This is a genomic window from Microbacterium mangrovi (assembly GCF_000802305.1).
Lineage (GTDB): Bacteria > Actinomycetota > Actinomycetes > Actinomycetales > Microbacteriaceae > Microbacterium > Microbacterium mangrovi.
The window spans coordinates 141,955-168,048 of record NZ_JTDK01000008.1; the positions used below are offsets into that span (position 1 = coordinate 141,955).

The 26,094-nt window shown below is 71.6% G+C and carries 19 protein-coding genes; 5 read left to right on the forward strand and 14 right to left on the reverse strand.

Going from position 1 to position 26,094, the window contains the following annotated elements:
• Positions 1-18: 18 nt before the first annotated feature.
• Together LK09_RS10180 and serS are read right to left on the reverse strand one after the other, a co-directional pair.
• A complete protein-coding gene (locus tag LK09_RS10180; protein ID WP_407939161.1) occupies positions 19-861 on the reverse strand; it encodes an HAD family hydrolase in 843 nt (280 codons plus the stop codon).
• Positions 858-2,132, reverse strand: coding sequence for a serine--tRNA ligase (gene serS / locus LK09_RS10185; protein ID WP_039398862.1), 1,275 nt, complete (start codon positions 2,130-2,132; stop codon positions 858-860). The genes LK09_RS10180 and serS overlap by 4 nt, the downstream gene beginning before the upstream one ends.
• Before the next feature lie 44 nt (positions 2,133-2,176).
• Between serS and LK09_RS10190 the strand changes: the two genes are divergently transcribed.
• Complete coding sequence (locus LK09_RS10190; RefSeq protein WP_039398980.1) at positions 2,177-3,145, forward strand: diacylglycerol/lipid kinase family protein; 969 nt, start codon at positions 2,177-2,179, stop codon at positions 3,143-3,145.
• Between the two features lie 92 nt (positions 3,146-3,237).
• On the opposite strand, the gene LK09_RS10195 is transcribed toward LK09_RS10190, so the two are convergent.
• The 9 genes from LK09_RS10195 to LK09_RS10235 all read right to left on the reverse strand — a co-directional run bounded on the left by LK09_RS10195 (position 3,238) and on the right by LK09_RS10235 (position 15,743).
• On the reverse strand, positions 3,238-3,918 hold the full coding sequence (locus LK09_RS10195) for an ABC transporter ATP-binding protein (protein WP_052226653.1): 681 nt from the start codon (positions 3,916-3,918) through the stop codon (positions 3,238-3,240).
• Entirely contained in the window at positions 3,911-4,807 is an 897-nt protein-coding gene (locus tag LK09_RS10200; protein WP_039398984.1) for an ABC transporter ATP-binding protein, read from the reverse strand. The genes LK09_RS10195 and LK09_RS10200 overlap by 8 nt, the downstream gene beginning before the upstream one ends.
• A complete protein-coding gene (locus LK09_RS10205) occupies positions 4,804-6,936 on the reverse strand; it encodes a hypothetical protein (protein ID WP_039398864.1) in 2,133 nt (710 codons plus the stop codon). Before LK09_RS10205 ends, LK09_RS10200 begins: the two co-directional genes overlap by 4 nt.
• On the reverse strand, positions 6,933-9,617 hold the full coding sequence (locus LK09_RS10210) for an FtsX-like permease family protein (protein WP_039398866.1): 2,685 nt from the start codon (positions 9,615-9,617) through the stop codon (positions 6,933-6,935). The genes LK09_RS10205 and LK09_RS10210 overlap by 4 nt, the downstream gene beginning before the upstream one ends.
• 45 nt (positions 9,618-9,662) lie before the next feature.
• Positions 9,663-10,634: a carbohydrate ABC transporter permease gene (locus LK09_RS10215; protein ID WP_039398868.1), complete on the reverse strand. Its 972-nt coding sequence runs from the start codon at positions 10,632-10,634 to the stop codon at positions 9,663-9,665.
• Entirely contained in the window at positions 10,631-11,551 is a 921-nt protein-coding gene (locus tag LK09_RS10220) for a carbohydrate ABC transporter permease (protein WP_231563008.1), read from the reverse strand. The genes LK09_RS10215 and LK09_RS10220 overlap by 4 nt, the downstream gene beginning before the upstream one ends.
• Positions 11,548-12,939, reverse strand: a complete 1,392-nt coding sequence (locus LK09_RS10225) for an ABC transporter substrate-binding protein (protein ID WP_231563009.1) — start codon at positions 12,937-12,939, stop codon at positions 11,548-11,550. The genes LK09_RS10220 and LK09_RS10225 overlap by 4 nt, the downstream gene beginning before the upstream one ends.
• On the reverse strand, positions 12,936-14,618 hold the full coding sequence (locus tag LK09_RS10230) for a glycoside hydrolase family 13 protein (protein ID WP_052226654.1): 1,683 nt from the start codon (positions 14,616-14,618) through the stop codon (positions 12,936-12,938). Before LK09_RS10230 ends, LK09_RS10225 begins: the two co-directional genes overlap by 4 nt.
• A 111-nt stretch (positions 14,619-14,729) precedes the next feature.
• A complete protein-coding gene (locus LK09_RS10235) occupies positions 14,730-15,743 on the reverse strand; it encodes a LacI family DNA-binding transcriptional regulator (RefSeq protein WP_039398871.1) in 1,014 nt (337 codons plus the stop codon).
• An 85-nt stretch (positions 15,744-15,828) separates the two neighbouring features.
• Here LK09_RS10235 and LK09_RS10240 point away from each other — a divergent pair, with 85 nt between their 5' ends.
• Complete coding sequence (locus tag LK09_RS10240; protein WP_039398873.1) at positions 15,829-16,866, forward strand: LLM class flavin-dependent oxidoreductase; 1,038 nt, start codon at positions 15,829-15,831, stop codon at positions 16,864-16,866.
• A gap of 2 nt (positions 16,867-16,868) precedes the next feature.
• Here the strand turns inward: LK09_RS10240 and pheA are convergent, their stop codons facing one another.
• Entirely contained in the window at positions 16,869-17,831 is a 963-nt protein-coding gene (gene pheA / locus LK09_RS10245; RefSeq protein ID WP_039398875.1) for a prephenate dehydratase, read from the reverse strand.
• 59 nt (positions 17,832-17,890) lie between these two features.
• Between pheA and LK09_RS10250 the strand changes: the two genes are divergently transcribed.
• From LK09_RS10250 to pgm, 3 genes are read left to right on the forward strand one after another with little or no spacing between them, the layout of a single operon-like run.
• On the forward strand, positions 17,891-18,403 hold the full coding sequence (locus LK09_RS10250; protein WP_039398877.1) for a winged helix-turn-helix domain-containing protein: 513 nt from the start codon (positions 17,891-17,893) through the stop codon (positions 18,401-18,403).
• Entirely contained in the window at positions 18,400-19,665 is a 1,266-nt protein-coding gene (locus LK09_RS10255; RefSeq protein WP_039398879.1) for an MFS transporter, read from the forward strand. The genes LK09_RS10250 and LK09_RS10255 overlap by 4 nt, the downstream gene beginning before the upstream one ends.
• Positions 19,662-21,305, forward strand: a complete 1,644-nt coding sequence (pgm, locus tag LK09_RS10260; RefSeq protein ID WP_039398992.1) for a phosphoglucomutase (alpha-D-glucose-1,6-bisphosphate-dependent) — start codon at positions 19,662-19,664, stop codon at positions 21,303-21,305. Before LK09_RS10255 ends, pgm begins: the two co-directional genes overlap by 4 nt.
• A gap of 78 nt (positions 21,306-21,383) precedes the next feature.
• On the opposite strand, the gene LK09_RS10265 is transcribed toward pgm, so the two are convergent.
• Together LK09_RS10265 and LK09_RS10275 are read right to left on the reverse strand one after the other, a co-directional pair.
• Positions 21,384-24,818, reverse strand: a complete 3,435-nt coding sequence (locus LK09_RS10265; RefSeq protein WP_156138722.1) for an RICIN domain-containing protein — start codon at positions 24,816-24,818, stop codon at positions 21,384-21,386.
• 193 nt (positions 24,819-25,011) lie between these two features.
• The gene (locus LK09_RS10275) at positions 25,012-26,025 is read right to left on the reverse strand and encodes a LacI family DNA-binding transcriptional regulator (RefSeq protein WP_039398885.1); all 1,014 of its coding nucleotides are present in this window, start codon (positions 26,023-26,025) and stop codon (positions 25,012-25,014) included.
• Between the last annotated feature and the right edge of the window lie 69 nt (positions 26,026-26,094).

The following is a 26,094-nucleotide window of genomic DNA, read 5'->3' on the forward strand; positions in this document are numbered from 1 at the left end:
CGCACGACCGGCCCCGCGTTACAGCGCGCGCAGCACCTCGGCCACGCCGCCGACCTCGACCGAGAGCGTCACCGCGGATGCGGCATCCCGCACCTCCTGCGGACCCTGGGCCATGGCGACCGCACGGCCACCGGCATCCCGCGCCCACGCGAACATGCCGAGGTCGTTGCGGCCATCGCCCATGACCAGCACGTCGGAACCCTCGACCGCCAGCTCGGCGCGGACGATCTCGAGCGCCGAGCTCTTGTCGACGCCGTGCGGGGCGATGTCGAGCCACGCCGTCCAGCCGATCGCGTAGCTGACCGAATGCAGGCCGATGCGCTCCGTCATCGCGAGGAAGTCGGCGTCGCTGCTTCCCGGATCCACCACGACGATGCGCGACACCGGCTCCGCCGCCAGCCGCTCGAACGCGACCTGCTCGCCGCCGTCGAGGTTCCAGCCGACGGCCTCGTCGGTGAACAGGCGGTGTCCGTCGGCGAGCTCCACCATGTAGTGGGCATCCGGCAGCTCGGCCTGGAGAAGCCCCAGAACCGTCGACGGGTCGAAGGTCTCCACCCGCCACCGCGAATACCCGAACTCATCGCCGCCGCGCCGCATGATCACGGCGCCGTTCGCGCAGACCACGAACTCGGGCCGGATGCCGAGCAACTCGATCACGCGGTGGGTTCCGCCCCACGACCGGCCGGTCGCGAGCGTGACCTCGTGCCCCGCCTCGACGGCGGCGGCGACGGCATCCACCACGCCCGGGCTCGGGGTCTCGTCCTCGAGCAGCACGGTGCCGTCGACGTCGAGCGCGATCAGCCCCGCGAGCATCCGCCGGTCGACGGCATCCGTCCGCCCACCCGGCGCCGCGTCCGTCACGCGATCGGCTCCATGACCTCGAGTCCGCCGAGGTAGGGGCGAAGCACCTCCGGCACGACGACCGACCCGTCGGCCTGCTGGTGCGTCTCGAGGATCGCGACGATCCAGCGGGTGGTCGCCAGCGTGCCATTCAGTGTCGCGACCGGCTCGGTCTTGGCCGCCGGGTCTCCGCCCGGGCGGTGCCGGATGTCGAGCCGGCGCGCCTGATAGCCGGTGCAGTTCGACGTCGACGTCAGCTCGCGGAAGGAGCCCTGCGTCGGCACCCACGCCTCGACGTCGTACTTGCGCGCCGCACTCGACCCGAGGTCGCCCGCGGCCACGTCGATCACACGGTAGGACAGCCCGAGGTCCTGCAGCATCCCCTCCTGGAGGGCGACCAGGCGCAGGTGCTCCGCCTCGGCATCCTCCGGCGTCGTGTACACGAACATCTCGAGCTTGTTGAACTGGTGGACCCGGATGATGCCGCGGGTGTCCTTGCCGTACGACCCGGCCTCGCTGCGGTAGCAGGTCGACCACCCGGCGTAGCGCTTGGCGCCCTTGGACAGGTCGAGGATCTCGCCCATGTGATAGCCGGCCAGCGGTACCTCGCTGGTGCCGACCAGGTACAGGTCCTCCTTCTCGAGCCGGTACACCTCGTCGGCGTGCTGCCCGAGGAACCCGGTGCCGCGCATCACCTCGGGACGCACCAGCGTCGGCGGGATCATCGGGATGAACCCGGCATCCACCGCCCGCTGCAGCCCGAGCGACATCATCGCGTACTCGAGCCGCGCCCCGACGCCGGTGAGGAAGTAGAACCGGCTGCCCGACACCTTCGTGCCGCGCTCCATGTCGATCGCCCCGAGCATCTCCCCGAGTTCGAGGTGGTCGCGCGGCGTGAAGTCGAAGGATGCCGGCTCGCCGTGCGTGCGCAGCAGGACGAAGTCCTCTTCGCCGCCGGCCGGAACGTCGTCGAGCACGATGTTCTCGATGACGCTCAGCGCCTGCTCGGCGGCGGCCTCGGCATCCGTCACGGCCTGCTGCGCCTGCTTCACCTGAGCGCTCAGCTCCTTGGCGGCGGCGACGAGCGCGGCCTTCTCCTCTTTCGGAGCGGCGGCGACGAGCTTGCCGTGTGCATTCTGCTGGGCGCGTAGCTGCTCGAACGACGTGATCGCCGCGCGGCGGGCGGAGTCGGCGGCGAGCGCCTCATCGACGGCGTCCGGCGACTCGCCGCGCTTGATCTGCGAGCGCTTGACGAGGTCGGGGTTCTCACGAAGAACGGCGAGGTCGATCACCGTCCCAGTCTTTCACAGGACTCCAGCCAGCTAGGGTGGCGATCATGGGTGATGATCGGGTCAAGCGCGCGGCGCTGATCTACAACCCCATCAAGGTCAACGCGCCCTCCCTGCGGCAGAAGGTGCTGCACTATTCGGATGCCGCCGGGTGGGCGACGCCGCTGTTCCACGAGACGACGATCGACGACCTCGGTCAGGCGGCCACCGCCACGGCCCTCGCCGAGGGGGCGGATGCCGTGCTCGTCGCCGGCGGCGACGGCACGGTGCGGGCGGTCGCCGCGACGGTGATGGAGACCGGCATCCCGCTGACGATCGTGCCCTCGGGCACCGGCAACGTGCTCGCCCGCAACCTGAAGCTCCCGCTCACGGATCCCGACGCGGTGATCGCGTCCGCGTTCGGCGGTCCGCGGCGCGCGATCGACATCGGCACGGCGCACATCACCCGCGCCGACGGGTCCACCGAAGACGAGGCGTTCGTGGTGATGGCCGGGATCGGGCTGGATGCCGCGATGATCGCCAACACCCGCGCGCATCTGAAGCGCCGCATCGGCTGGGTCGCGTACGTCGACGGCGCCGCCCGGTCGCTGTCGACGGCACGCCCGTTCCGCGCCGTCTACCAGCTCGACACGCACCGGCTGCACACCGCGCGGGTGCACAGCATCCTCTACACCAACTGCGGAACCCTGCCCGCGGGCATCGAACTCGTGCCGGATGCCTCCCTCGACGACGGGGTGCTGGATGTCGCCCTCTTCCAGCCCACGGGCTGGTTCGGCTGGCTGGGCGTCTGGCGCAAGGTGTGGTGGGACAACACGGTGCTGCGCCGCACCCGCGCCGGCCGCCGCATCGTCGAACGCCGCACGAACGCCTCGGTGCACTACCTCCGCGGCACGGAGATCGAAACCGCCCCCGTGCATCCCCAGCCCATCGAGCTCGACGGCGACGAGTTCGGCGAGGCCGCCCGGATGCTGTGCCGCATCGTCCCCGGCGGCCTGCTGGTCACCCTCCCCCGGTAGGGCGCGGCGGGCGCCGGATTCAGTCACCTTCGCCCGACTCAGCAAGAACGGCGCTGAATTGTGCTGAAGCGGTGTGATCCGACTGAACCGGGTCAGGCGGCGCGGAGGCGGCCGTCGTGCATCTCGAGCACTCGGTCGGCGCGGGCCACGACGACCGGGTCGTGGGTGGTCACCAGCACCGCGGTGCCGTGGGTGCGGGCGTAGGCGTGCAGGGCGTCGGTGATGGTGGCCGCCGTGGCGGAGTCCAGTGAACCGGTCGGCTCGTCGGCGAGCAGCACCCGGCTCGGCCGAACCAGCGCTCGGGCGATCGCGACGCGCTGCTGCTGCCCGCCGGACAGCTCCCCGGGTCGCTGGCGTCCGTGTCCGCCGAGACCGACGGCATCCAGCGCCTCGGCGACGAGCCGGTCGCGGCGCTTGGGCGACACGGCATCCAACCGCAGCGGCACCTCGACGTTCTCGGCGGCGGTCAGCGCATCGAGCAGGCCGAACTCCTGCGGGATGCCGGCCAGCGCCGTGCGCCGCAGCTCCACGAGGCGGGACTCGGATGCCGCGCCGACATCCACCCCGGTCACCTCGACCGCGCCCGACGTCGGGCGCACCAGTCCCGAGATCAGCGACATCAGGGTGGTCTTGCCGGCACCCGACCGGCCGCGGATCACGAGGAACTCCCCCGCCGGCACGTCCAGGTCTATGCCGTCGCAGGCATGCACCGTCTCGGCACCGTTCCGGTAGGTGCGGGTCAACGCACCCGCGCGCACGACGGTGTCACGCATGATCGTCCTCCTCACCCGCAGCCGGGCGCGGATGCTCCGGATACACCCCGACATGGTCTTCGAGCAGCTCCAGCCGGGCGCGGTCGCGGATCTGCAGCGCGGCGAGGTACTCCTTGGGCAGCTGCATCCGTCCCACCGAGTCGACCACGGTGAATTCGCGGTGCACGCCGGTGCCGGATCGGATGTCGTGGTCCTCGCGGAACACCTCGCTGGAGATGCGGCCGTCGCGGATCTGGATGGTGCGGCCGACGTGCTCCGACACCGTGGCGTCGTGCGTGACGATCAGGGTGGTCGTGCCGAGCTCGGCGTTGATCTGGCGCATGGCCTCGAGCACGTCGGCGCTGGTGGCGTCGTCGAGCTCGCCTGTCGGTTCGTCGGCGAGCAGCACCGCGGGGTCGTTGACGAGACCGACGGCGATCGCGGCGCGCTGCCGCTGGCCTCCCGACACCTCGTCCGGCATCCGGCCCAGCACGTCGCCGATCTGCAGCAGGTCGACGAGCTCCGCAGTCCGGCCCGGTCCCTTCTCGCCGCCGAGGGAACGCGCCAGGCGCAGGTTGTCGTCGATCGACAGGTACGGCACCAGGTTTCGTCCGGTCTGCTGCCACACGAATCCGACCACGCGCCGCCGATAGTGCAGGCGCTGCGCGCGGGTGAGCGCCTGCACCGGCATCCCGGCCACGACGGCCGTGCCCGCGGTCGGACGATCGTGCGCGGACAGGATGCCCAGCAGCGTCGACTTGCCCGATCCGGACGCCCCGACGATCGCGACGAGCTCCCCGCCCGCGATGTCGAGGTCGAGCCCCTGCAGCGCCTGCACCTCGATGCCCTTGGCGGCATAGATCCGCACGAGGCCTCGGCAGGCGATGGCCGCATCGGTCGATGAGGTCACGATCCCCTCCTTGCGGTGGATGCCGTGGCCCGCGCGTCCGTCGCGAGGGCCACCGCTTCGATGATGACGATGAGAACGAGGATGCCGACCGCCACCGCGAGCACGGCGACCGGCGACACGACGATCGCGACCGCCTGGCCGGATGCCGCCGCCACCGCCCCGAGCACCGGGGTCGCGCTCCACGCGCCGACGAGCGCGCCGACGGCGATCGAGACGATCACGAGCGGGATCGTGCCCCACAGCGACACCCGGGAGCGCTGGCGTCCCGAGTATCCGATCCGCCGCAGGTCGGCCGCCCGCGCGCGACGCGGACCTCGGGATGCCGCGACCGACACCGCGAACGCGGTCGCGGCGAACACGATGCACAGCGCCACGGCCGCCGCGACGACGGTGAGCGCGCCCGGCGCGAGCAGCAGCGGCCCGGGCGTGACGTTCTTCTGCTGGGCGCGCGCGGCCGACATCCCGAGAGCGAGGGCGAGCACGCCGGTCGCCGTCGCGGTGACGGAGGCCACCACCAGCCAGCCGGCTCCGGCCGCATCCCGCAGACCGATGAACACCGCCGCTCCTCCACGTCGCACGACGCCGGTCACCCAGCCCAGCACGACCGGCAGCACGCGCAGCATCAAGACGGATGCCGCCAGTCCCACCGCGATCCCGGCCAGGGCGGTCGCGGCATCCGACCCGCCCGTCACGGTCACGATCACCGCCGCGACGGCCAACAGCACCAGCAGCGCCTCGCCCACCCACCGGCTCTGCCGCAGGATCGCGGCGAGCCGCGGCGGCAGCAGTTCGACGAGCACCGCGCCCGCAGCCAGCAGCACGGGGAGCACCGCCCACGACACGACGGCGACGATCTCGCGCATCCCCACGACCGGCACCCCGCTGATCGACGGCACGAGCAGGATGCCGGCGACCGCTCCGACGAGGGCCGCCGGCACCGTCCACACGGCGACGTCCGCCGCGGACGATCCGGCCAGGCGCGCCGCCGACGCCCCGCGCGTGCGCAGCAGTTCTCGCACCGGGCGGCGCGCACGGAGGGTGAGCGTGATCGCGGCCAGCAGCACCAGCACCCCGAGCCCGAGGGCGGCGATCGTCGCGACGGTGAGCACCGTGCGGGTGGAGGCCACCGTGTTGTCGTACAGGTTGAGCATCTGCGGCAGGGCGGATCCGAGGCGGATGACCTTGTCGTCCTGCGTGCCGTCGTGCACGGGGATCCCCTGCGCCAGCGTGGTGGTCAGGGCGTTCTGCAGCGCGTCGAGGTGCGCGAGGGTCGTCCGCGCGGGCGACACCGGGAACCACGAGAAGGTGCTGCCGCCGTTGATGAACGGCGCGACGTCCGGCCACGAGCCGGGATCGGTCCAGACGACGCCGGCGTGGAAGATCTCGCCGTCGGCATTGGTGAAGGTCACGATGTTCGAGCGGGTGCGCGACATCGCCCAGAAGTCGCTCCCGGTGGCCTGGGGCGAGACCGTGCCGGAGAGCACGAGCACCACGGCGAACGGGTCGGTCGCGATCTCCTGCGCCTGCCCGACCTTCCAGTGCAGCGCCTTCGCCGCCGCGTCCGCGATGACCACGGGGATGGTCAGCGTATCGGTGCCGTGGACCGGGTCGATCCTGTGCGTCGGTGTGCCCGGCCACGACCCGGACACGAGACGGGCGTCCGTCTTCAACTCCGGGTACCCCTCGACCGCGAGCAGCTGCCGCCCCGCCGGGGCGTCCGGCACCGTCTTCTGCACGGGGAATCCCCCGAAGCCGTTCGCCAGCGTCCCGGCCGTCGGGGCCGCCCGTCCGAGATAGTGCCCGGGCCGGGTGACCTCCCGCAGCGCCTCGGGCATCTGCGCCCGGGCCTGGAGCAGCGTCTTCGGCATCGCGTTCCACGTCGGCGCGATGGTGATCCCGTTCGAGCCCGGCCCCGGGGCCATGTCGAACGTCGTGGCATCCACCGCGCCCTGCAGCGAGCGAGCACCGGGCGACATCCCCGCCACGGTCTGCTTCAGGTAGGCATCCAGCACCTGGTCGCCCTGCCGCGGCGCGACCACGGCCGTGAAGGCGAGCACGGCGACGAGGATGCCGAGCACGCTGAGCCGCCCCGCCTGCTCGGCGAGGGATCGCATGCGGATGCCGCTCATCGCGGGCCTCCCCCGCGGGCGGCGCGCAGGGTCGCGCGGTGCTGTACGGCGAGCAGGATGCCGCAGCCGACGACGAGCGCGACTGCCAGGGCGGCGAACCCGGCCCATGCGAACGCGGGCACGACCGGGAGCATGCCCGGGGCGGAGGGCGCACTCGTGCGCGCGACCGCCGGCACGATGAGCACGGCCGCCACGAGCCCCGCGACGACCCCGGCGATCAGCGAGTAGAGGACCACGGCGCCGGGCTCGACGATGCGCACCCGCGCCTGGGTGCGCGCGGTCACTCCGAGCCGGCGCAGCACGTCGACCTCGGGGCGGCGGCGACGCTGCAGGGCGGCGACCGTCGCCGCGACGCCGAGCACCGCGAACAGCGCCGCCCCGATCGCCCCGAGCCAGAGCGAGGCCGACAGCAGGTCGACGAACGCGCGCTCGATCGCGGTCGACGGCAGCTGCACCGTGACCTGGCGTCCGTCGGCGTAGCGGGCGACCTGCGCGGCCGAGAGCGGCTGGAACGACCACATCTCGCCGACCGTGGGCACCTGCGGCGACTGCGCCAGCTGTCCTCGCACGAGGGTCGGCAGGTCTGCCAGCAGCGCCGGCTCGCCGGTCGTCCCGGGTATGAGCGGCACGGACTGCACGACCCGCGCCTGGAAGCTCGCGACCTGGCCCTCGAGGGCGCTGGATGCCCCGGTCGAAAGCCCGGTCTGTCCGGCGAACGCGTCGCTGATGATGACCGGCACGGTGGTCGATCCCGAGGGCATCAGGCGCACCTGGGTGCCGCCCGCGACCCCGGCCGGGATCGACGCGAACGTCGTCGTGACCGACGACACCGTCTTCTGCGCGACGGGGGTGCCGAACACGTCGGTCTCGGCCGTCCAGTGGTCGCCGAGCGGCACGTCTCGCCCGTCGACCGTCAGCCGGGTGAGCGAGACCGTCGCGCCCCACACGGCTCCGGATGCCTGCACGGTGACGTCGATCGCGGCGGCGGTCCAGGGTCCGCCGGCCGGGAGCGCGGCGGACACGGTCGAAGGCTGCCCGCCCGCCACCGGAGCGAGCCCGACCGGTGCCACATCGCCCACCGGGTCGACGAGCCAGAGGGTGAGGGATGCCGTCGCCGCCCCTGAATCCGTGCGCGCCGAGACCGTCGCCTGCACGCGGGCGCCCTGCAGCACGGGGCCCGGGAGGGGTGCCGCGTGCAGGGCGGCGCGGGCGGCATCCGCATCGAACATCGCCGGCGCGACCGGCACCAGGGCGGGCAGGTGCGCGGACGGCACGCCCAGCACGTCGACCTGCACGCCGCTGAGCGATGCGCTCGTGCGCAGCACCGGAGCGGTGCGCGGCGGGGAGGCCACGGCATCCGTCCGCACGGCGTCCTCGCGCACCGACGCCGGAAGCAGGTCGGCGGCGTTGTTCACCATGCTGTCGCCGGTGTAGGTCATCCGGACGGCGCCGCCGTTGACGACCCGCGCGGTGTCGGTGAGGAAGGCTGCGGAGGTCGCGCCGGCGCCGGCCGCGACGGTGCCGACGGCGACGGCGAGCGCGAGCAGCAGGGCGGGGGCGGCGAGGAGCCCGGCGCCGCGGGCCGTCAGTCGCGCGGCGAGAGAGGGGGGCAGGCCCCGGCGTCGTCGGACGGGCAGCTCGCCGATGCCGGCGACGGGCACGAACAGCAGCGCGACGACCGCGGCGAGGGCCACCAGCACCACGGCCGGGGCGATCCGTGCGAGCGGGTCGGCGGCGACCTGGGCGGCATCCGCCGCGTTCGCGAACCGCCACGCGCACACCGCGGCGAGCGCCAGCAGCAGCAGGACGACGCCGGCCAGCACAGTGCTCGCCCGCCGGGCGGGACCGACATCCCCGAGCGGCCGCGTCACCGCCGGCACGGTGACCGCGACGACCGCCGCGATCGCGCCGACCAGGGCGACGAGCCCGGGGCCGATCACCTCGGCGAGGGATGCCGGCGCCCCGATCCAGACCTGCAGGGCGAGCTGCGCGGCCGCCGCGCCGAGCACGGCCGCCGGCAGCGCGACGAGGGCTGCCTCGATCGCCGCGTGGCCGACGAGGAGCCCGGACGACGCCCCGCGCGAGCGCAGCAGCCGGTCTTCGGCGGCGCGGCCGGCCACGAGCAGCCGGGCGAGCATGCCGACGGCGAGGATGCCCGCGACGGCGATGATCCCGAGGGGCAGCACCGCCGTCTCGGTGGCGGTCTGCTCGGCGGCGCGGACGGTCGCGGTGGTCGCACCGGGCGTGCCGATCGCCGTGACGCCGCCGACGCCGGCGAGCACGGTGGAGAGCGTGTCGCCGATCGAGTCGAAGCCGTGCTGCAGGTCGTGCAGGTCGGCCGGGACGAGCCGGGCCGTGTCCGGGGCGACGGTCCAGGTCACCTCGCCGCCGCCCGCGGTGCGGGTCACGTGGACGGGAGCGTCACCGAATGCCTTCGCGATGGCGTGCTCGGCGGCATCCCGATCGGCGCCGGTGAGGCCGCGCGCCGAGGTCGACAGGGTGAGCGTGCGCTGGGCGGGCGCGGCATCCGCGAACGACTGCCGCACCTGGTCCTGCACCGCCCGGCCCACCATCCCCGCGGCCAGGGAGAGCAGCAGCGCGAGCACGAAGACGCCGGCCGCGATCGCCCACAGCAGCGCCGCGCGCCGGCGGGCGCGGGCGGTCCAGGGTGACGTCGGCATCACCTTGAGCCTAGGCGAAGCATCCCGTCCGCGCGGGAGGGGCGCTCACCCCTTCACGGCGCCGCCGATCCCGCCGGAATTGAGGAAGGCGCGCTGGAACACGAGGAAGATCACCACCGGGATCAGCGTCGCGATGGCCAGGGCCGCCAGGTACACCCCGAGGTCGGTGGATGCCGCGATCTGCGGCAGCCGCACCGACAGCGGCTGGATGGCGATGTCGCGCAGCACGAGGTTCGGCCAGAGGAAGTCCGCCCACGCCGCGTTGATCGCGAGGATCGACACCACCCCGAGGATCGGCCGGGACATCGGCAGCACGACCGACCAGAACAGACGGAAGGTCCCCGCGCCGTCGGTGCGGGCGGCCTCGAAGATCTCGCGCGGGATCGACTCGAAGAACCGCATCACCAGCAGCACGTTGAACGCGCTCGCGCCGGCCGGCAGCCACACCGCCCAGAACGTGTTCATGAGCGACGTGCCGATGATCGGCGGATGCAGGATCGTCAGATACAGCGGCACGAGCAGCACGACCGCCGGCACGAACAGCGTCGCCAGCACCATCCCGGAGAGAACCTTGCCGTACTTCGGGCGCAGCACGGCGAGCGCGAACCCGGCGGTGGTCGCCACGATGAGCTGCACCGCCCACGACCCCGCGGCCATCCAGATGGTGTTCCAGAAGAAGTCGGCGATGTGCACGTCGTTCCAGGCGCGCTCGATGTTCGACCACGTCCAGCTGCCGAGGTTCAGGGCGAGGGGATGCGTCAGCGTCTCCTGCGTGGGGGTGAGCGCGGCCTTCAGCAGCCACAGCAGCGGGAACAGTCCCGCGACCACCATCGCGACGCCGAGCATCACGTTGACGGCGGAGCCGGCGATCCGCACGAGCGGGCGGCGCCACTCGGTGGGGGCGACGATGCCCCGGTCGACGCTGTCGGCGGACCGCCGGAGCGTGCGGCGCCGGCGGCCGCGCAGCCGCCGGATGATCTCGTCGCGCTCCGGAACGGAGGGAACGGAGGTGGTCAACTGTCACTCCATCTCTTCGTGACCCGGAAGTACACGAGGGAGAGCACGGTCAGGAACACGGCGAGCATGAGACTCAGCGCGGTCGCCTCGCCGTAGGCGCCGCCGAGGCTGTTGGTGAACGCGTACTGGTAGATCAGGAGCAGGATCGTCGTGGTCGAATCGGCCGGCCCGCCGCCGGTGAACAGGAACGGCTGCAGGAAGACCTGCGCGGTCGCGATGATCTGCAGGATCAGCGTGATGAAGAGGATGCCGCGCAGCTGCGGGAGGGTGACGTGCCACACCTTCTGCCAGATGGAGGCGCCGTCCATCTCGGCGGCGTCGTACAACTCCGGGGCCACCGAGGTGAGCGCGGCGAGGTAGATGATGATCGTTCCGCCCGCCGCCGCCCAGGTGGCCTCGAGCACGAGCGAGGGCATGGCGGTGGCGGCATCCTGGATCCACGGCTGCGGCGGGATGCCGAACCAGCCCAGGATCGTGTTGAAGACACCCGCCGGCGACGCGTCGTAGAAGATCTTCCACAGCAGCACCGACACCACCGGCGGAATGACCACCGGCAGGTAGGCGAGCACGCTGTAGATGCCCTTCGTGCGGCGGAACTCGCTCATCAGCACGGCTAGCAGCAGCGGCAGCGGGTAGCCGAACAGCAGCGCGAGCGCCGCGAAGTACGCCGTGTTGCGCACGGCGACGTAGAACTCGGGGTCGTGGAAGACCGCGACGAAGTTGTCCCAGCCGACGAACACCGGCGCGGTGACGAGGTTCGTGTGCTGGAAGCTCATCACCACCGCCTCGACGATCGGGGTCCACGAGAACACCCCGAAGATCACGAGCATCGGCAGCAGGAACAGGAGCGTGGTCAGCCCACCGCGCCGCACCCACGTGACGGGGGTGCGGCGCGAGGCCGGAGAGCTGGTGGTCACTGGCTCTTCGCGTCGGCGTCGACGAGCGCCTGGATCTTGGCGTCCACGGCCTGCAGCATCTTGGTCGTGTCGGCGTTCTTGTCGGTCAGCACCGCCTGGACCACCGAGTCGAGGGCGCCGTAGAGGTCCTGCGTGTGGCGGGGCGGCTCGGGAGAGATCGACTGCGACCAGATGCCGTCGTTGAACGGCTTGATGTTGCCGGCCGGGATGTTGGCGTACGGCTTGATCCACTCCTGGTTCTGCTCCCAGGTGGCCTTGTCGAAGACCGGCAGGGTCGGTGCGTTGACCGCCTGGTTGCCGGCCTGCAGCGTCTTCGCGTTGGCGATGGCGGCATCCTTGTCGACCGTCGGCTGGGTGCGGTAGAAGTCGATCCACTTCACCGCGGCCGCCTGCTGCTCGGGGGTGTCCTTCACGTTGACGACGTCGACGTTGCCGCCGGAGAGGATGCCGGCATCCGCACCGGACGCCAGCGGGAACGTGGTCACGCCGTACTTTGACTGGTCGAAGCCGTTGGCCTGCATCAGCGAGCCGATGACATCCGACCCGCTCATGTACATCGCGATCTTGCCCGCCGCGAACGCCTCGTTGATGCCCGACCAGTCGTACAGGAAGTTCGAGCCCATCGAGTCGTCGCCCCAGCGCAGGGTGTGCAGCCAGGCGAGGGCCTGCTTGGTCTGGTCGTTGTCGGTCGTGACGGTCACTTTGCCGTCTGCGCCGACGGTCTCGAGCTTGCCGCCGAGCGACTGGGTGAGGGTGGCCAGCTCCCAGCCGCCGGTGTTGCTCTGCGTCATCTGCATGTACCCGGCGACGCCCGGGAGCTTCTGCGCGATGACCTTGGCATCCTGCTGGATCTCGTCGAGGGTCGTGGGCGGCTTGTCCGGGTCGAGCCCGGCCTTCTGGAACAGGTCGCGGTTGTACGACAGGGCCATCGCGTACGGACCCCACGGGATGCCGAACACGTCGCCCTTGTCGTTCTTGGCGACATCCAGCACCTTCTCGTTCCACTTCTTCGCCGTCGCGGTCTTGTCGAAGTACTTCGTGATGTTCGCGAGCTGGCCGTTGTTGGCGAGGGTCTTCGAGTCGGTGAACGGCACGTTGAAGACGTCCGGCAGCGTGCCGCCGGCGAGCTCCGCGGCGAACGTGGTGCCCGTCCACTGGTACTCGATCGCCTTGACGTCGATGTCGGGGTTCGCCTTCTCGAACTCCTTCACGCGGCCGGCGAGGGCTTTCAGCGCATCGGCGGTCGCGCCCGGAAGGACAGGCGCCACGACGATGTGCACCTTCCCGTCCGATGTCGCTCCGGCGGAGGAGGAGCAGCCGGCGAGCGCACCGACGGTCGCGAGCGCGACCGCCCCGGCGAGCAGGGCCTTGCCTCGAGGGATCATCATTGTTCCTTTCGTGAGGGGACTGCGCGGGATGCCGCGGCATCCGGGGTCGTGCGCAGCCACGCGGTGGTGTCAGGGGGGAGGAGATCGGAGTCGAGGGGGGCGCTGGCGAGCAGCACCTCCTCGTGGGCGGGAAGCGGCACCGGGCTGTCGCCGGTGTTCACCACGCAGACGAACGTCGGCGAGCGGCGGAAGGCGAGGATGCCGTCCGCGACCCGCTGCGCCGGGTCGTCGATCCAGGCGAGCGGTCCGTCGCCGAGTTCCGGCAGCGCGCGGCGCAGGCCGAGGGTGCGCCGGTAGAGGTTGAGGGTGGAGTGCGGGTCGGCATCCTGCGCGGCGACCGTGAGCGTCGCCCAGCAGTCCGGCTGTGGCAGCCAGGTGGCGGTGCCGGGCGGGCTGAAGCCGAACGGCGGGTGCGCCCCCGACCACGGCAGCGGGATGCGGCATCCGTCGCGGCCCGGGTCCGTTCCCCCGGAGCGGAAGTGCATCGGGTCCTGGATGAGGTCGCGGGGCAGGTCCTCGACCTCGGGGAGCCCGAGCTCGTCGCCCTGGTAGATGTAGAGGCTGCCGGGGAGAGCGGCGACCAGCAGTGCGGCCGCCTGCGCCCGCCGCAGTCCCTGCTGCGGATCGGTGGGGATGCCGAACCGCTTCGCGAGGAACGCGAACGCGCTGTCTTCGCGCCCGTACCGGGTGACCGGGCGGGTGACGTCGTGGTTGGAGAGCACCCACGTCGCCGGCGCCCCCACCGGGGCGTGCGCCGCGAGGGTCTGCGCGATCGACTCGCGGAACGACTCCGCACCCCACGGGCGGGCGAGGAAGTCGAAGTTGAACGCCGTGTGCATCTCGTCGGGGCGCAGGTAGGCCGCGAACCGGTCGACGTCGGGCAGCCAGATCTCGCCCACGAGCACGCGGGTGCCCGGGTAGGAGTCGGCGACGGCGCGCCAGGAGCGGTAGATGTCGTGCAGCTCGTCGCGGTCCTCGGTGGGATGCGTGTCCCGCTCCCCCACCTCGGGAAGGTCGGGGTCCTTGACGAGCAGGGCGGCGGAGTCGATCCGCACCCCGGCGACGCCCCGGTCGAACCAGAAGCGCAGGATGTCCTCGTGCTCGCGGCGCACGTCCGGGTGGTTCCAGTTCAGGTCGGGCTGCTCGGGGGTGAAAAGGTGCAGGTACCACTCGCCCGGACCGCCGTCGGGGTCGGTGGTGCGGGTCCACGTCTCGCCCTGGAAGCTCGACACCCAGTGCGTCGGGATCTCCCCGCCGTCCGCGCCCTTGCCGGGGTGGAACCAGAAGCGCTCCCGCGCGGCGCTGCCGGGGGCGGATGCCAGGGCCTCCTGGAACCACGGGTGCTGGTCGCTGATGTGGTTCGGCACGATGTCGACGATGGTGCGGATGCCGAGCTCCAGCGCCTCGGCGATGAGCAGCTCGGCCTCGGCCAGCGTGCCGAACTGCGGGTGGATGTCGCGGTAGTCGGAGACGTCGTAGCCGCCGTCGGCGAGGGGGCTCGGGTACCAGGGGTTGAACCAGAGCGCGTCGACCCCGAGCTCCTTCAGGTAGCCGAGCCGGCTGCGGACTCCGGCGAGGTCGCCCGTGCCGTCGCCGTTGCCGTCGGCGAAGCTGCGCACGTACACCTGGTAGATGACGGCCGATCGCCACCACGTCGGGTCCTGGACGTCTGCGTCCACGGGCTCTCCTCTTCATCGAATGGTCCGATGAAGCGAACGTAGCCTTACAAACGATCTATTGCAAGAAGTTGACAATCAATCGCAAGATCACGATTACGTCACGGCGATTTCTCACGACTGCCGCGCGACGGGCGCGGTCGAGCCGCGCAGCACCAGCTCCGGCTCGAAGAGCAGCTCCTCGCCGGCTTCCACGCGTCCGTCGATCTGCGAGAGCAGCAGGTCGATCACGGTGCGCCCCATCGAGTCGATCGGCTGGCGCACGGTCGTCAGCGGCGGCTCGGTGCAGCTCATCAGCGCCGAGTCGTCGAAGCCGACCACGCTGATGTCCTCGGGAACCCGGCGACCCGATCGCCGCACCGCACGGATCGCGCCGAGCGCCAGCAGGTCGCTGGCGCAGACGATCGCCGTCGCCCCTTCGGCCAGCAGCCGCGTGGCTCCCGCCTGGCCGGACTCCAGCGAGTACAGGCAGTTGACCACGAGGCCCGGCTCCTGCGGCAGCCCGAGCCGGGTCGCCACCCGCTCGGCCGAGGCGAGCTTGCGCTGCGACGGCACGTGGTCGGCCGGGCCGAGCAGCATCCCGATGCGGCGGTGCCCCAGCTGGTGCAGGTGCAGGAGCGCCTGCTCGGCGGCGGCGCCGTCGTCGGTCGACACGGTCGGGAAGTCCAGGGCGCTGAAGCGCGCGTTCACCAGCACCGTGGGCAGATTCACGCTGCGCAGCCGCTCATAGTGGACGTGCGGGGCATCCACCTGGCTGTAGTTGCCGCCGAGGAAGATCACTCCCGACACCTGCTGCGCCAGCAGCAGGTCCACGTAGTCGGCCTCGGTGATGCCCCCGGCGTTCTGCGTGCACAGCAGCGGCGTGTACCCGTTCTGGGTGAGCGCGCCGCCGATGATCTCGGCCAGCGCCGGGAAGATCGGGTTGGTGAGCTCGGGCAGCACCAGGCCGACGAGCCGGGCCCGCTCCCCCCGGAGCTTCGTGGGCCGCTCGTACCCCAGCACGTCGAGGGCCGTGAGCACCGCCTGACGCGTGGACTCGGACACCCCCGGCTTGCCGTTGAGCACCCGGCTGACGGTGGCTTCGGACACTCCGACCTTGTGCGCGACTTCCGCGAGACGCTTCGACATGGTCGAGATCTTACGCAAATTCTTGCAAGAACCGCGCAAGCCGGTCGCGGGGAATGCGGGATGCCGGGGCCCGGTTGGGCCCAGGGTGGCATCCCTGAATCTCTCGATCCTCGACCTCGTTCCGGTGCGCAGCGGGCAGACGTCCGCGCAGGCGGTGGCGGCTTCCCTCTCCCTCGCGGCCCGCGCCGACGAGCTCGGATACGCCCGGTACTGGTTCGCCGAGCACCACAACATGCCCGCGGTGGCTTCCACCACTCCCCCGGTGCTCGCCGCCGCGGCCGCCGCGCGAACCACGAGGATCCGCGTCGGATCCGGCGGCGTCATGCTGCCCAACCACTCCCCGCTCGTGGTCGCCGAGCAGTTCGCCGCGCTCGAGGCCCTCGCCCCGGGCCGCGTCGACCTCGGCATCGGCCGGGCGCCCGGCAGCGACCCGGTGATCACGCAGCTGCTGCGGATGTCCGGCACCACCAGCGACGTGGAGCGGTTCCCGCAGCACGTCGCCGACATCCGGGCGCTCGCCTCGCCGCAGGGCGCGACGGTGGAGTTCACCTCCGGCGGCACCTACGACATCCACGCCACTCCCGCGGCGACCGGCGCGCCGCAGGTGTGGCTGCTGGGCTCCAGTGACTATTCGGCGCAGCTGGCGGCGGCATCCGGCCTGCCGTACGTGTTCGCGAACCACTTCTCCGGCGAGGGGCTCGAACGCGCCCTCGCGCTGTACCGGGAGCAGTACCGACCGTCCGAGGAGCACCCCGAGCCGGTGACGTTCCTCACCGCGAACGTGGTCGCCGCCGAGACGGAGGAAGAGGCGCGTGCCCGTGCGCTGCCCCAGGTGCGCACGATGGCCCGGCTGCGCGGCGGACTCCCGCTGCGGGCCCTCGAAACCGTCGAGCAGGCGGCCGAGGCGGAGGCGACCGACCGCCTCGCGGCGCCGGTGATCGAGAAGATGAGCGAACGCTGGTTCATCGGCACCGGCCCCGACGTGCGCTCCCGGCTGGAGGCGTTCGCGGCCGCGCACGGCGTCGACGAGGTGATGATCTCTCCGGTCGCCGGCTCCTTCGACGCCGAGCCGCTGGATGCCACCCCCGGCCGCACCCGGACGGTCGAGCTCCTGGCGGGCTGAGCTTACACCTCGGGTTCGCCGGAGAGGATGCCGCGCAGCCAGTCGCGGGCCTCGACGAACACGTCGTCGGAGTACCGCTGCGGGTAGCGCACGATCGCGCGGTCGGCGCGCGGGTAGCTGCCGAGGAACGTGACCTTCGGGCTGAATCGGCGAAGGCCGAGGAGTGCGTCGGCCATGCGCTCGTCGCGCACGTGCCCGTCCGCGTCGACGACGAACCGGTAGCGGCCGAGCTCGTCGCCGATGGGGCGCGAGGCGAGCAGCGACAGGTTGATCCCGCGCGTCGCGAACTGCTCGAGCATGTCCAGCAGCGCGCCCGGGTGGTCTTCGGGGAGCTCGACGATCAGCGACGTCTTGTCGGCACCGGTGGGCGACTGCGGCGGAGCGGACTTGCTGACCAGCACGAAGCGGGTGACCGCGTTCGGGTTGTCGCCGATGTCCTCTGCGAGCAGCTCCAGCTCGTGGTGGTCGAGGATGCCGGGCGGGGCGATCGCGGCATCCGCGTCGCTCGTGCCGTCCAGGATGCCGAGGGCGGATGCCACGTTGCTGGCCGCCGGCACGTGCGCGTGCGCGGGGAGGTTCGCACCGAGCCACTGCAGGCACTGCGCGTACGCGACCGGGTGCGCGGCGATGAGCGACACGTCCTCGAGACGGGTGCCGGGCTTGGCGACCAGCACGAACGACACCGGAACCAGGTACTCGCCGACGATCCGCAGGCCCGGCACGGTGGCCAGGGCATCCTGCGCGGTGGACACGCCCCCGTCGACGGAGTTCTCGATCGCGATCATCGCGGCATCCGACCGGCCCGCGGTGACGTCGGCGAGCGCCTCGGCGACGTTGCGCACCGAGTGCCAGATCTGCCCCCGGGCTTCGGGGACCTGCGCGAGCGCGGCTTCGGTGAAGGTTCCGGCGGGGCCGAGGTAGCTGTAGGTCCGTCGGGCTTCCGCGTCCCAGATGTCGCTCGTCACCCGCCAAGCCTAGCGGCGGCATCCGCAAGCCAATCTATAAGTCCTGTTATATTAGCCCTGTGACATCTGCTGATCCCACCTCCCGCCCCCGCTCGGTCGACGAGCTCCCCAATTTCTGGCGGGGCCTCACGACCCTTCGGACGCGCATGAACGACAGCCTCGTCGACCTGTACCGCGAGCTCGGCATCGGCGTGAATCCGCGGTTCAGCATGGCGATCATGTTCCTCGCCGACGGGGATGCCTCGATCCGCTCCCTCGCCGAGCGCTGCGGGGTCACGCACTCCGCGATGAGCCAGTCGGTCACCGCGATGCGCACCGCAGGCCTCGTCACCACCGCGCCGGGTTCGGATGCCCGCGAACGCATCGTCTCGCTCACCGACGCCGGCACCCGCCTCGCACCGCTGCTCTGGGCGGAGTGGTACGCCACCGAGGCGGCCGCGGCCGAGCTGGATGCCGAACTCACCGAGTCGCTTGCGGCCTTCGTGCGCGCAGCCGACGCCGCCCTCGACCGCGAGTCCTTCGCCGATCGCGTGCGCCGCCATCTGGACGCCGATCCCGCGACGATCCGATGAAGGCCCTGCGCGGCCACCTCGTCGACCTCGGCCCCCTGCGCCGCAGCCGGGAGTTCCGGCACTACTGGATCGGCACCGCAGTGTCGGGGTTCGGCGGCAGCATGACGTCGTTCGCGCTGCTCTACGCCGTCTGGGACGTCTCGCGCTCGGCAGTCCTGGTCGGACTCACCGGCGTGGTCCAGGCGATCCCGCTCGTGGTGTTCGCCCTCATCGGCGGGCACCTCGCCGACACCCGCAACCGGCGCACCCTGCTGATCTGGGCGCGCTCGGGCCAGCTGGCCGTGAGCGCCGTCGCCGCCGCCCTCGTGATCACCGGCCATCACAGCATCCCGATCCTCTACGCCGTCATCGCCGCCGGCGCCGCCCTGTCGAGCCTGTCCGCCCCGGTGGCGCAGACCGTGCCGCCGATGCTGCTCGCCGGCTCCGACCTCGCCGCCGGCCTCGCGATCACGAGGCTCTCCGGCCAGTTCGCGCTGCTGCTCGGTCCGGCGATCGGCGGCATCCTGGTGGCATCCGTCGGCGTCGGCGCCTGCCTCGTGGTGGATGTCGCGACCTTCGGCGCAGCCCTGTGGGGCATCCGGGCCCTGCCGAACCGACCCCCGGCCCGCGTACGGACGGATGCCGCCACCCCGGCCGGCGAACTGCTCGCCGGCCTGCGGTTCGTGGTGCGCACCCCGGTGATCCTGGGTGCGTTCCTCGTGGATGTCTGCGCCATGGTGCTGGCGCTTCCGGCCGCTCTCTTCCCCGTGATCAATGCGGAACGATTCGGCGGGTCGCCGCTCACCCTCGGGCTCATGCTGCCGGCGATCGGGCTGGGCGGCATCCTCGCCGGGCTGTTCTCCGGCCGCATCACCGCGGCCGCGCGCCAGGGCCGGATCATGCTGATCTCCTGCGCCGCGTGGGGCGCCGCGACCGCGGCTTTCGGTCTCGCCGGCAGCCTGCCCCTGGCCCTGCTCGCCCTCGTGTTCGCCGGCGCCGCCGACACGTGCACGGTCGTCAGCCGAGGCACGATCGTGCAGACGGCCACCCCCGACGAACTGCGCGGACGCGTGTCGTCGCTGGACTTCCTGGTGGGCGCGGGCGGCCCCAGCATCGGCGACCTGCGCGCAGGCCTCGTGGCGGGGCTCACGTCCGGTGCGATCAGCTGTGTGATCGGCGGACTCGCGTGCGTGGCCGGCGCCGGCGCGATCGCCGGCACATCTGCGCGTCTTCGGCAGTGGCGGCTGACACCGGCGGCTCCGCGCGGCAGACTGGGGGCATGACCCGCGCCGGACAGCCTGCCGAAGCCAGCGACCTCATCGACATCGACGAGCTCATCAACGCGTACTACGACCGCAAGCCCGATCCTGCGGTCGCGGCTCAGCGGGTGGCGTTCGGCACGTCCGGCCACCGCGGCTCGAGCCTGTCGACGAGCTTCAACGAAGACCACATCCTCGCCACGACGCAGGCGATCGTGGAGTACCGCGCATCGCAGGGGATCACCGGTCCCCTGTTCCTCGGGCGCGACACGCACGGGCTGTCGCTGCCGGCCGAGCGCACCGCGGTCGAGGTGCTCGTCGCGAACGGCGTCGACGTGCGGCTCGACTCGCGCGAGTCGTGGGTGCCCACGCCGGCGCTCAGCCACGCGATCCTCACCTACAACCGCGGGCGCGCGGCCGACGACCCGGGCCGCTCGGACGGCATCGTCGTCACGCCCAGCCACAACCCGCCGCGCGACGGCGGGTTCAAGTACAACCCGCCGCACGGCGGACCCGCCGACACGGATGCCACCGGCTGGATCGCCGACCGCGCGAACGCGCTGATCGCGGCGGGCCTCGACGGCGTCAAGCGCACCCGGTTCGCCGACATCGACGCGGACGCCCTCGGGGAGTACGACTTCCGCGAGGGCTACGTGCGCGACCTCGAGAAAATCATCGACATCAATGCGATCCGCAACGCCGGGGTGCGCATCGGCGCCGACCCGCTGGGCGGGGCATCCGTCGAGTACTGGGCGCTCATCGGCGAGATGTACGGTCTCGACCTGACCGTCGTCAATCCCGACGTCGACCCGACGTGGCGGTTCATGACGCTCGACTGGGACGAGAAGATCCGCATGGACCCGTCGTCGCCGTCGGCGATGGCATCCCTCGTCGCGCGCCGCAGCGAGTACGACGTGCTCACCGGCAACGACGCCGACGCCGACCGCCACGGCATCGTCACCCCCGACGCCGGGCTGATGAACCCCAACCACTACCTCGCCGTCGCGATCGACTACCTCTATTCGCACCGGCCGGACTGGCCGCAGGATGCCGCGATCGGCAAGACCCTCGTCTCGTCGATGATCATCGACCGCGTCGCCGAATCGCTCGGCCGCCGGCTCCTGGAGGTGCCGGTCGGCTTCAAGTGGTTCGTGCCGGGACTCCTCGACGGCTCGGTCGCGTTCGGCGGCGAGGAGTCGGCCGGGGCATCCTTCCTGCGCAAGGACGGCACCGTCTGGACGACCGACAAGGACGGCATCCTGCTGTGCCTGCTGGCGTCCGAGATCATCGCGGTCACCGGCAAGACGCCCTCGCAGCGGTACGCCGAGCTCGAGAAGGAGTTCGGCGCGTCCGCGTACCAGCGGGTCGATGCGGCGGCGTCGCCCGCGCAGAAGGCGGCGCTCGGCAAGCTGTCGCCGGATGCCGTGACGGCCTCCGAACTGGCCGGCGAGACGATCACCGCGAAGCTGACGAACGCGCCGGGCAACGGCGCCGCGATCGGCGGCCTCAAGGTGCAGACCGAGAGCGCCTGGTTCGCCGCCCGCCCCTCCGGCACCGAGGACGTCTACAAGCTCTACGCCGAGTCCCTGCGCGGCCCCGACCACCTGAAGCAGGTGCAGGAGGAGGCCCGGGCGGTGGTCGCCGCCGCCCTCGAGGGCGCGTAGCCGCGCCGAAACAGGTCGTTGCCGCCGAGACAAGTGCACGAGGCACTCGTCTCGGCGGCAGCGCCTTGTTTCGGCGAGTCAGCCCGCGGCGGGATTCAGCTGGACCGTGTAGGTCTGCCTCGTCACGCCGTCGGCGGCGACGACCGTCACGACGACCTGCCGGCCGCTGCGGGTGGTGGTCACCGTGGCATCCTGATCCGTCGGCACCGCCACGACCGGGGTCGCGGCGCTCGGGGCGGAGACCGAGTACGCCGTCTTGCCGGCCGCGAACCCGGCGATCGGGGTGTTGGCGACGCGCAGCGCGGCAAGGGTCGCGACGTCCGCCGGCTTCCCGACCACTTCGTTCACTCCCACCTCGGAGATCTTCGTGTAGAAGTTCAGCCCGAGGACCAGGCGGATCGCCGTGGTGGTGACGGGCGTGAACGGGATGCTCGTGGTCGTGTCGACCGCGAGGCCGGATGCCGCGCCGGCCGACGTGTCGACCCAGGCGCCGTTCGCGTCCTTGTACTGGACCGTCACGGTCAGCGGTGCCCGTTCGGTGGGTGTGACATCCACCGAGCTGACGACGCGGCTGCCGCCGAGCGAGTACGTGAGCGTGTCGGAGCTCATCCCGCTGCTGCGCCAGTCCGACCAGTAGTTCGAGGTGCTCACGACTCCGTCGCAGGTGCGGGATGCCGCGTACGACCCCTCGGTGTATCCGGCCGTCACCGACACCGGGGACTTCGCTCCGCAGAGGTTGCTCGACCCGCCGGACGGCACCACGATCACGTTCAGCCGCGCCGCCACCGGCGCACCCCCGGACGTGTTCGAGGCGACGGTTCCCGTCACCGGGAAAACACCCTTCGCCTGGAACGCGGCGTCGGTCGCACCGCTCCAGTCCCACGTCACCGGAGCGCTGAAGGTCGCGTCGGACACGTCGCCGATGCGGGCCTGCACGGTGCTCGGCGCCTGCGCCTCGACGGCTGCGAGCGAGGTGCCGGCGGTCACGGTGACCGATGCCGGGTCGCTGACCGTGTACGGGCCGACCACCACGGTCGCCGACACGGTCAGGGCGTTGCCGAACACGTCGGTCGCGGTGCCGGACACCGTGGTCGATCCCGCCTTCTTCCATCCGCTGCCGGGCAGCTGCCAGGCCACGGCGACCGGTGACCCGGTCCCCCACGCGTAGGTGGGCGTGACGGTCGTCGGCATCACCGGGGCGACGCCGACGGGCGTGGCGATCACCGGCCGCACGGCACCGGTCGCGATCGTCGAGTCGATCGACCACGCCTGGTTCGTTCCGCCGTTGGACCCGTAGACGCCCACGCCGGCGCCGCTCGTCGTCGACTGTCCGTTGACGTCGAGGGCGAGCGCCAGCGCCTTGTTCACGAGCGAGTACGTCTTCCCGTCCGTCGTCTGCAGCACCCAGAGCGAGCTCGGGTCGGCCGACGCGTCGGCGAGGGATGCCGTGCGCACCGCCGTGCCGCTGCTCGTGGCAGCCAGCACCCCGCCGCTCGGGGTGGTCAGCACGTACTGCTTCGTGGCGGGCGCCGCCGCGTCGTCGACCCGGTGGAAGGTCCACTTCTGCGCGGTGGCCGCGGCCGCGGTGGTCGCGGGCGTCGTGATGGTGGTGGCGGCGCCGGTGGATGCCGCGGAGGCATCCGTCAGGGCGAGTCCGGACTGCACTCCGCGCAGCCGGTACGTGCCGCCGTCGGTCACCCCGACGTTCGCCGCCGTGCCCGAGACGCCGTTCACGACGATCGTGGTCACCGACTGCGCCGGCACCGTGAGGGTCACCGAGCGGGATGCCGCATCCACCGGGACCGGCTTCTGCGCCACCACGCCGGTCGCCGTGATGTCGGCGATGGTCCCGTCGGATCCGGCGGCGGGAGCGGTGGTCTGGTACGCCGTCGCCGTCGCCCCGGCCGCGATCGCGCCGAACTTCGACAGGTCGACGGTCACGGTCTGCGCGGAGCTGCCGGTGTTCGTGTGCACGAGCGTCGCCGAGGTGCCGTCCTCACCGAGCGCCGCGGTGGACGCGGAGTCCGTCGTCGGGATCAGCCGGTCACCCGGGCGGATGAAGTTCGTGTAGTTGCGCATCACGTTGAACTTGCTGTTCACCTTGACGCCGCACTCCGCGACCCCCTGCGTCGAGCCGCCGTTGGCGGCCACGCGCTTGGCGGACAGGAACGCCACCGGGTCGCCGTTCGGCGCGGCCGGTGTGCTGCCCAGAGCCTTGTCCGTGACGGTGTCGTAGTACTGGCAGTCGAAGTCGACGAAGACCTCGCCCCAGTTCAGTCCCTCGGTGACCTGCATGTTGTAGTAGTTCTCCACCGGCTGCCAGAGCACCCATGCGGTGGGCCTCAGCCCGTTGAGGTCGCCGGTGATCTGCCCGGCGAAGCCCAGCGCGTTGGTCATCGACGAGGGGTTGAATCCGGTCGCCCAGCTGCCTTCGACCTCGCTCATCCACAGCGGCTTGTCGGCGCTGGCCGCGTTGTCGCGCACCTGCAGGCGGGCCGAGGTGCCGTAGGCGTGGGTGTTCATCTGCGCGACCGCCGCCCGGGTGGTCGTCGGGAAGGAGTTCCAGTCGGTGACGAACAGCGACGTGTTGGTCTCGTCCATCGCCGAGACCTTGGAGTCCGAGCCGGCATCCTGCAGCGCCTGGTGCAGGTCGTCGATGACCGCCGCCTGCTGGGCGGGGCCGACGTGCATGCCCTCCTGCCCGCCGGGCTTCGGCGCGCCGTTCACGAGCGTCGTGCCCCAGTAGTTCGTGTTGGGCTCGTTGAGGGGCTCGACGGTCTGGAAGGTCACTCCGTACTGCTGCTCGAGGTGCTTCGTGACGGTCGCGAGGTACTCGGCGTACTTCTGCTGCGCGGCCGTGGACAGCTGCTGCGCGGTCGAGTTCAAGCCGCCCGAGACGTAGCCCGATTCGGTCATGAACCACGGGGCCGAGTTCGCGAACGCCTCGAGCCCGGTGAGGTCGGGATCCTGGGCCAGCTTGCCGAGCCACCAGCGCTGGGCGGCATCCTGATTCCAGTCGTAGTAGGCGTCGTTGGTCGGCTCGAACTTCGCGAGGATCTGCGCCTTGTTCGCGAGCGTGGTGGATGCCCCGCCGTAGAGATCGCTCGATCCGGTGGCGTCGGGCTTCCAGAATCCCGGGACCGCTCCGCCGGCGCGCAGGTAGTCGGGCACGTCGGTCGCGTTGCCGCCGCCGATGTTGTACCGCGCGATCGTGAGGTTCATGCCGTCCTGGCCGAACAGCAGGTCGTAGAGCTGGTTCTTGAGGGCGTCCGGATAGTTGCCGGTCGCGTTCGCGAACCACGCGAGCGACGTGCCCCAGCCCTGGAACGGGCCCGAGGCATCCCACGGATCGGGCGTGATGGTCAACCCGTTCGCGGATGCCGTCGTCGTCGCGGCGGTCGCGACCGGCGTGTCCGCTGCCGCCGCCGGCAGGGCGGCGGCCATGCCGAGCACGGCGACCGAGCAACCCGCCACCCAGCCGAGCACGCGCCGCACCGGCGCCCGCCCGATCACCTCGTTCCGCGGCTTCCCGCCGCTCGGATTCCTGTGTCGTCTCGTCGACCTCATCATCGTCCCTTCCCGGCACCCACATCCCTGTGGGCGCGACGAACAGCGCCGCCGCGCGGCGCTGTTCGATTGATGTTTACGCAAACATTTGCGAACGAGGTCAGAGTAGGGCCCGCGTCGAGCGCCTGTCAACAGGTGATCAGCGGGCCCGGCCGCTGCTCTCGCGGACGACGAGCTCGGTCGGGATCAGCCCGACCGCACCGGGACGCTCCCCCTCGATGCTGGCCAGCAGCGATCGCCAGGCGGCGACGCCGACCTGGTCGAAGTGCTGGCGCACCGTGGTGAGCGCGGGCCAGAAACTGGCCGCCTCGGGCATGTCGTCGAACCCCACGACGCTGATGTCGTGCGGCACGCTTCGACCTGCCTGGTGCAGCGCGCGGAGCACGCCGAGCGCCATCTGGTCGTTCGCGGCGAACACCGCGGTCACCCCGGGCGTGGCCGCCAGCCGCTCCCCCGCCGCATGTCCGGACTCCGCCGACCAGTCGCCGGTGATCGGCTCCGGCACCGCGGCCCCGTGCTCGATGAGGGTCCGTCGCCAGGATTCCCGCCGACGCTGAGCCGAGAACGACTCGTGCGGGCCGGTCACGTGCCAGACGGTCTCGTGCCCCAGCCCCAGCAGGTGCTCCGTGGCCAGGCGCGCACCCTGGGCCTGGTCGGTGTCGACGACGGGCAGGTCGTAGTGGGCGCTCGAGTCGAGCACGACCACCGGCATCCCGGTCGGCAGCTCCACGTCGGACTCGTTCAGGCGGTGCGCCTCGATGAGGATGATGATGCCGTCGACCGCCTGCTCGCTCAGGCGGGCGAACGCACCGGAGACGCTGGACTGCGTCGCGGCGTCGAGCGGGATGAGCGTCAGCGAGTAGCCCGCCGTCGTCGCCTCCGAGGCGATCGCCTCGAGGGTGCGCATGTTGCCGTACGTGGACAGCGAGAACATGATCACGCCGATGTTGCGGAATCTGCCGGACTTCAGCGCCCGTGCCGCGCCGTTGGGACGATAGCCGAGGCGCTGCATCGCCTCGACGACGCGCTCGCGGGTCTCGGCGCGGACGACGTCCTTGCCGGTCGCGACGCGCGAGACGGTCTGGGCCGAGACGCCGGCCTCCCGCGCGACGTCGTTGATCGACGGCTCGCGTCGCGATGGGGTCGAGGTCATCGGCCGGTCCTCCCACGTCGGAGTGAACAATGTTTACGTTGACATGGTAGCCCGGTGTCACGTATGTTT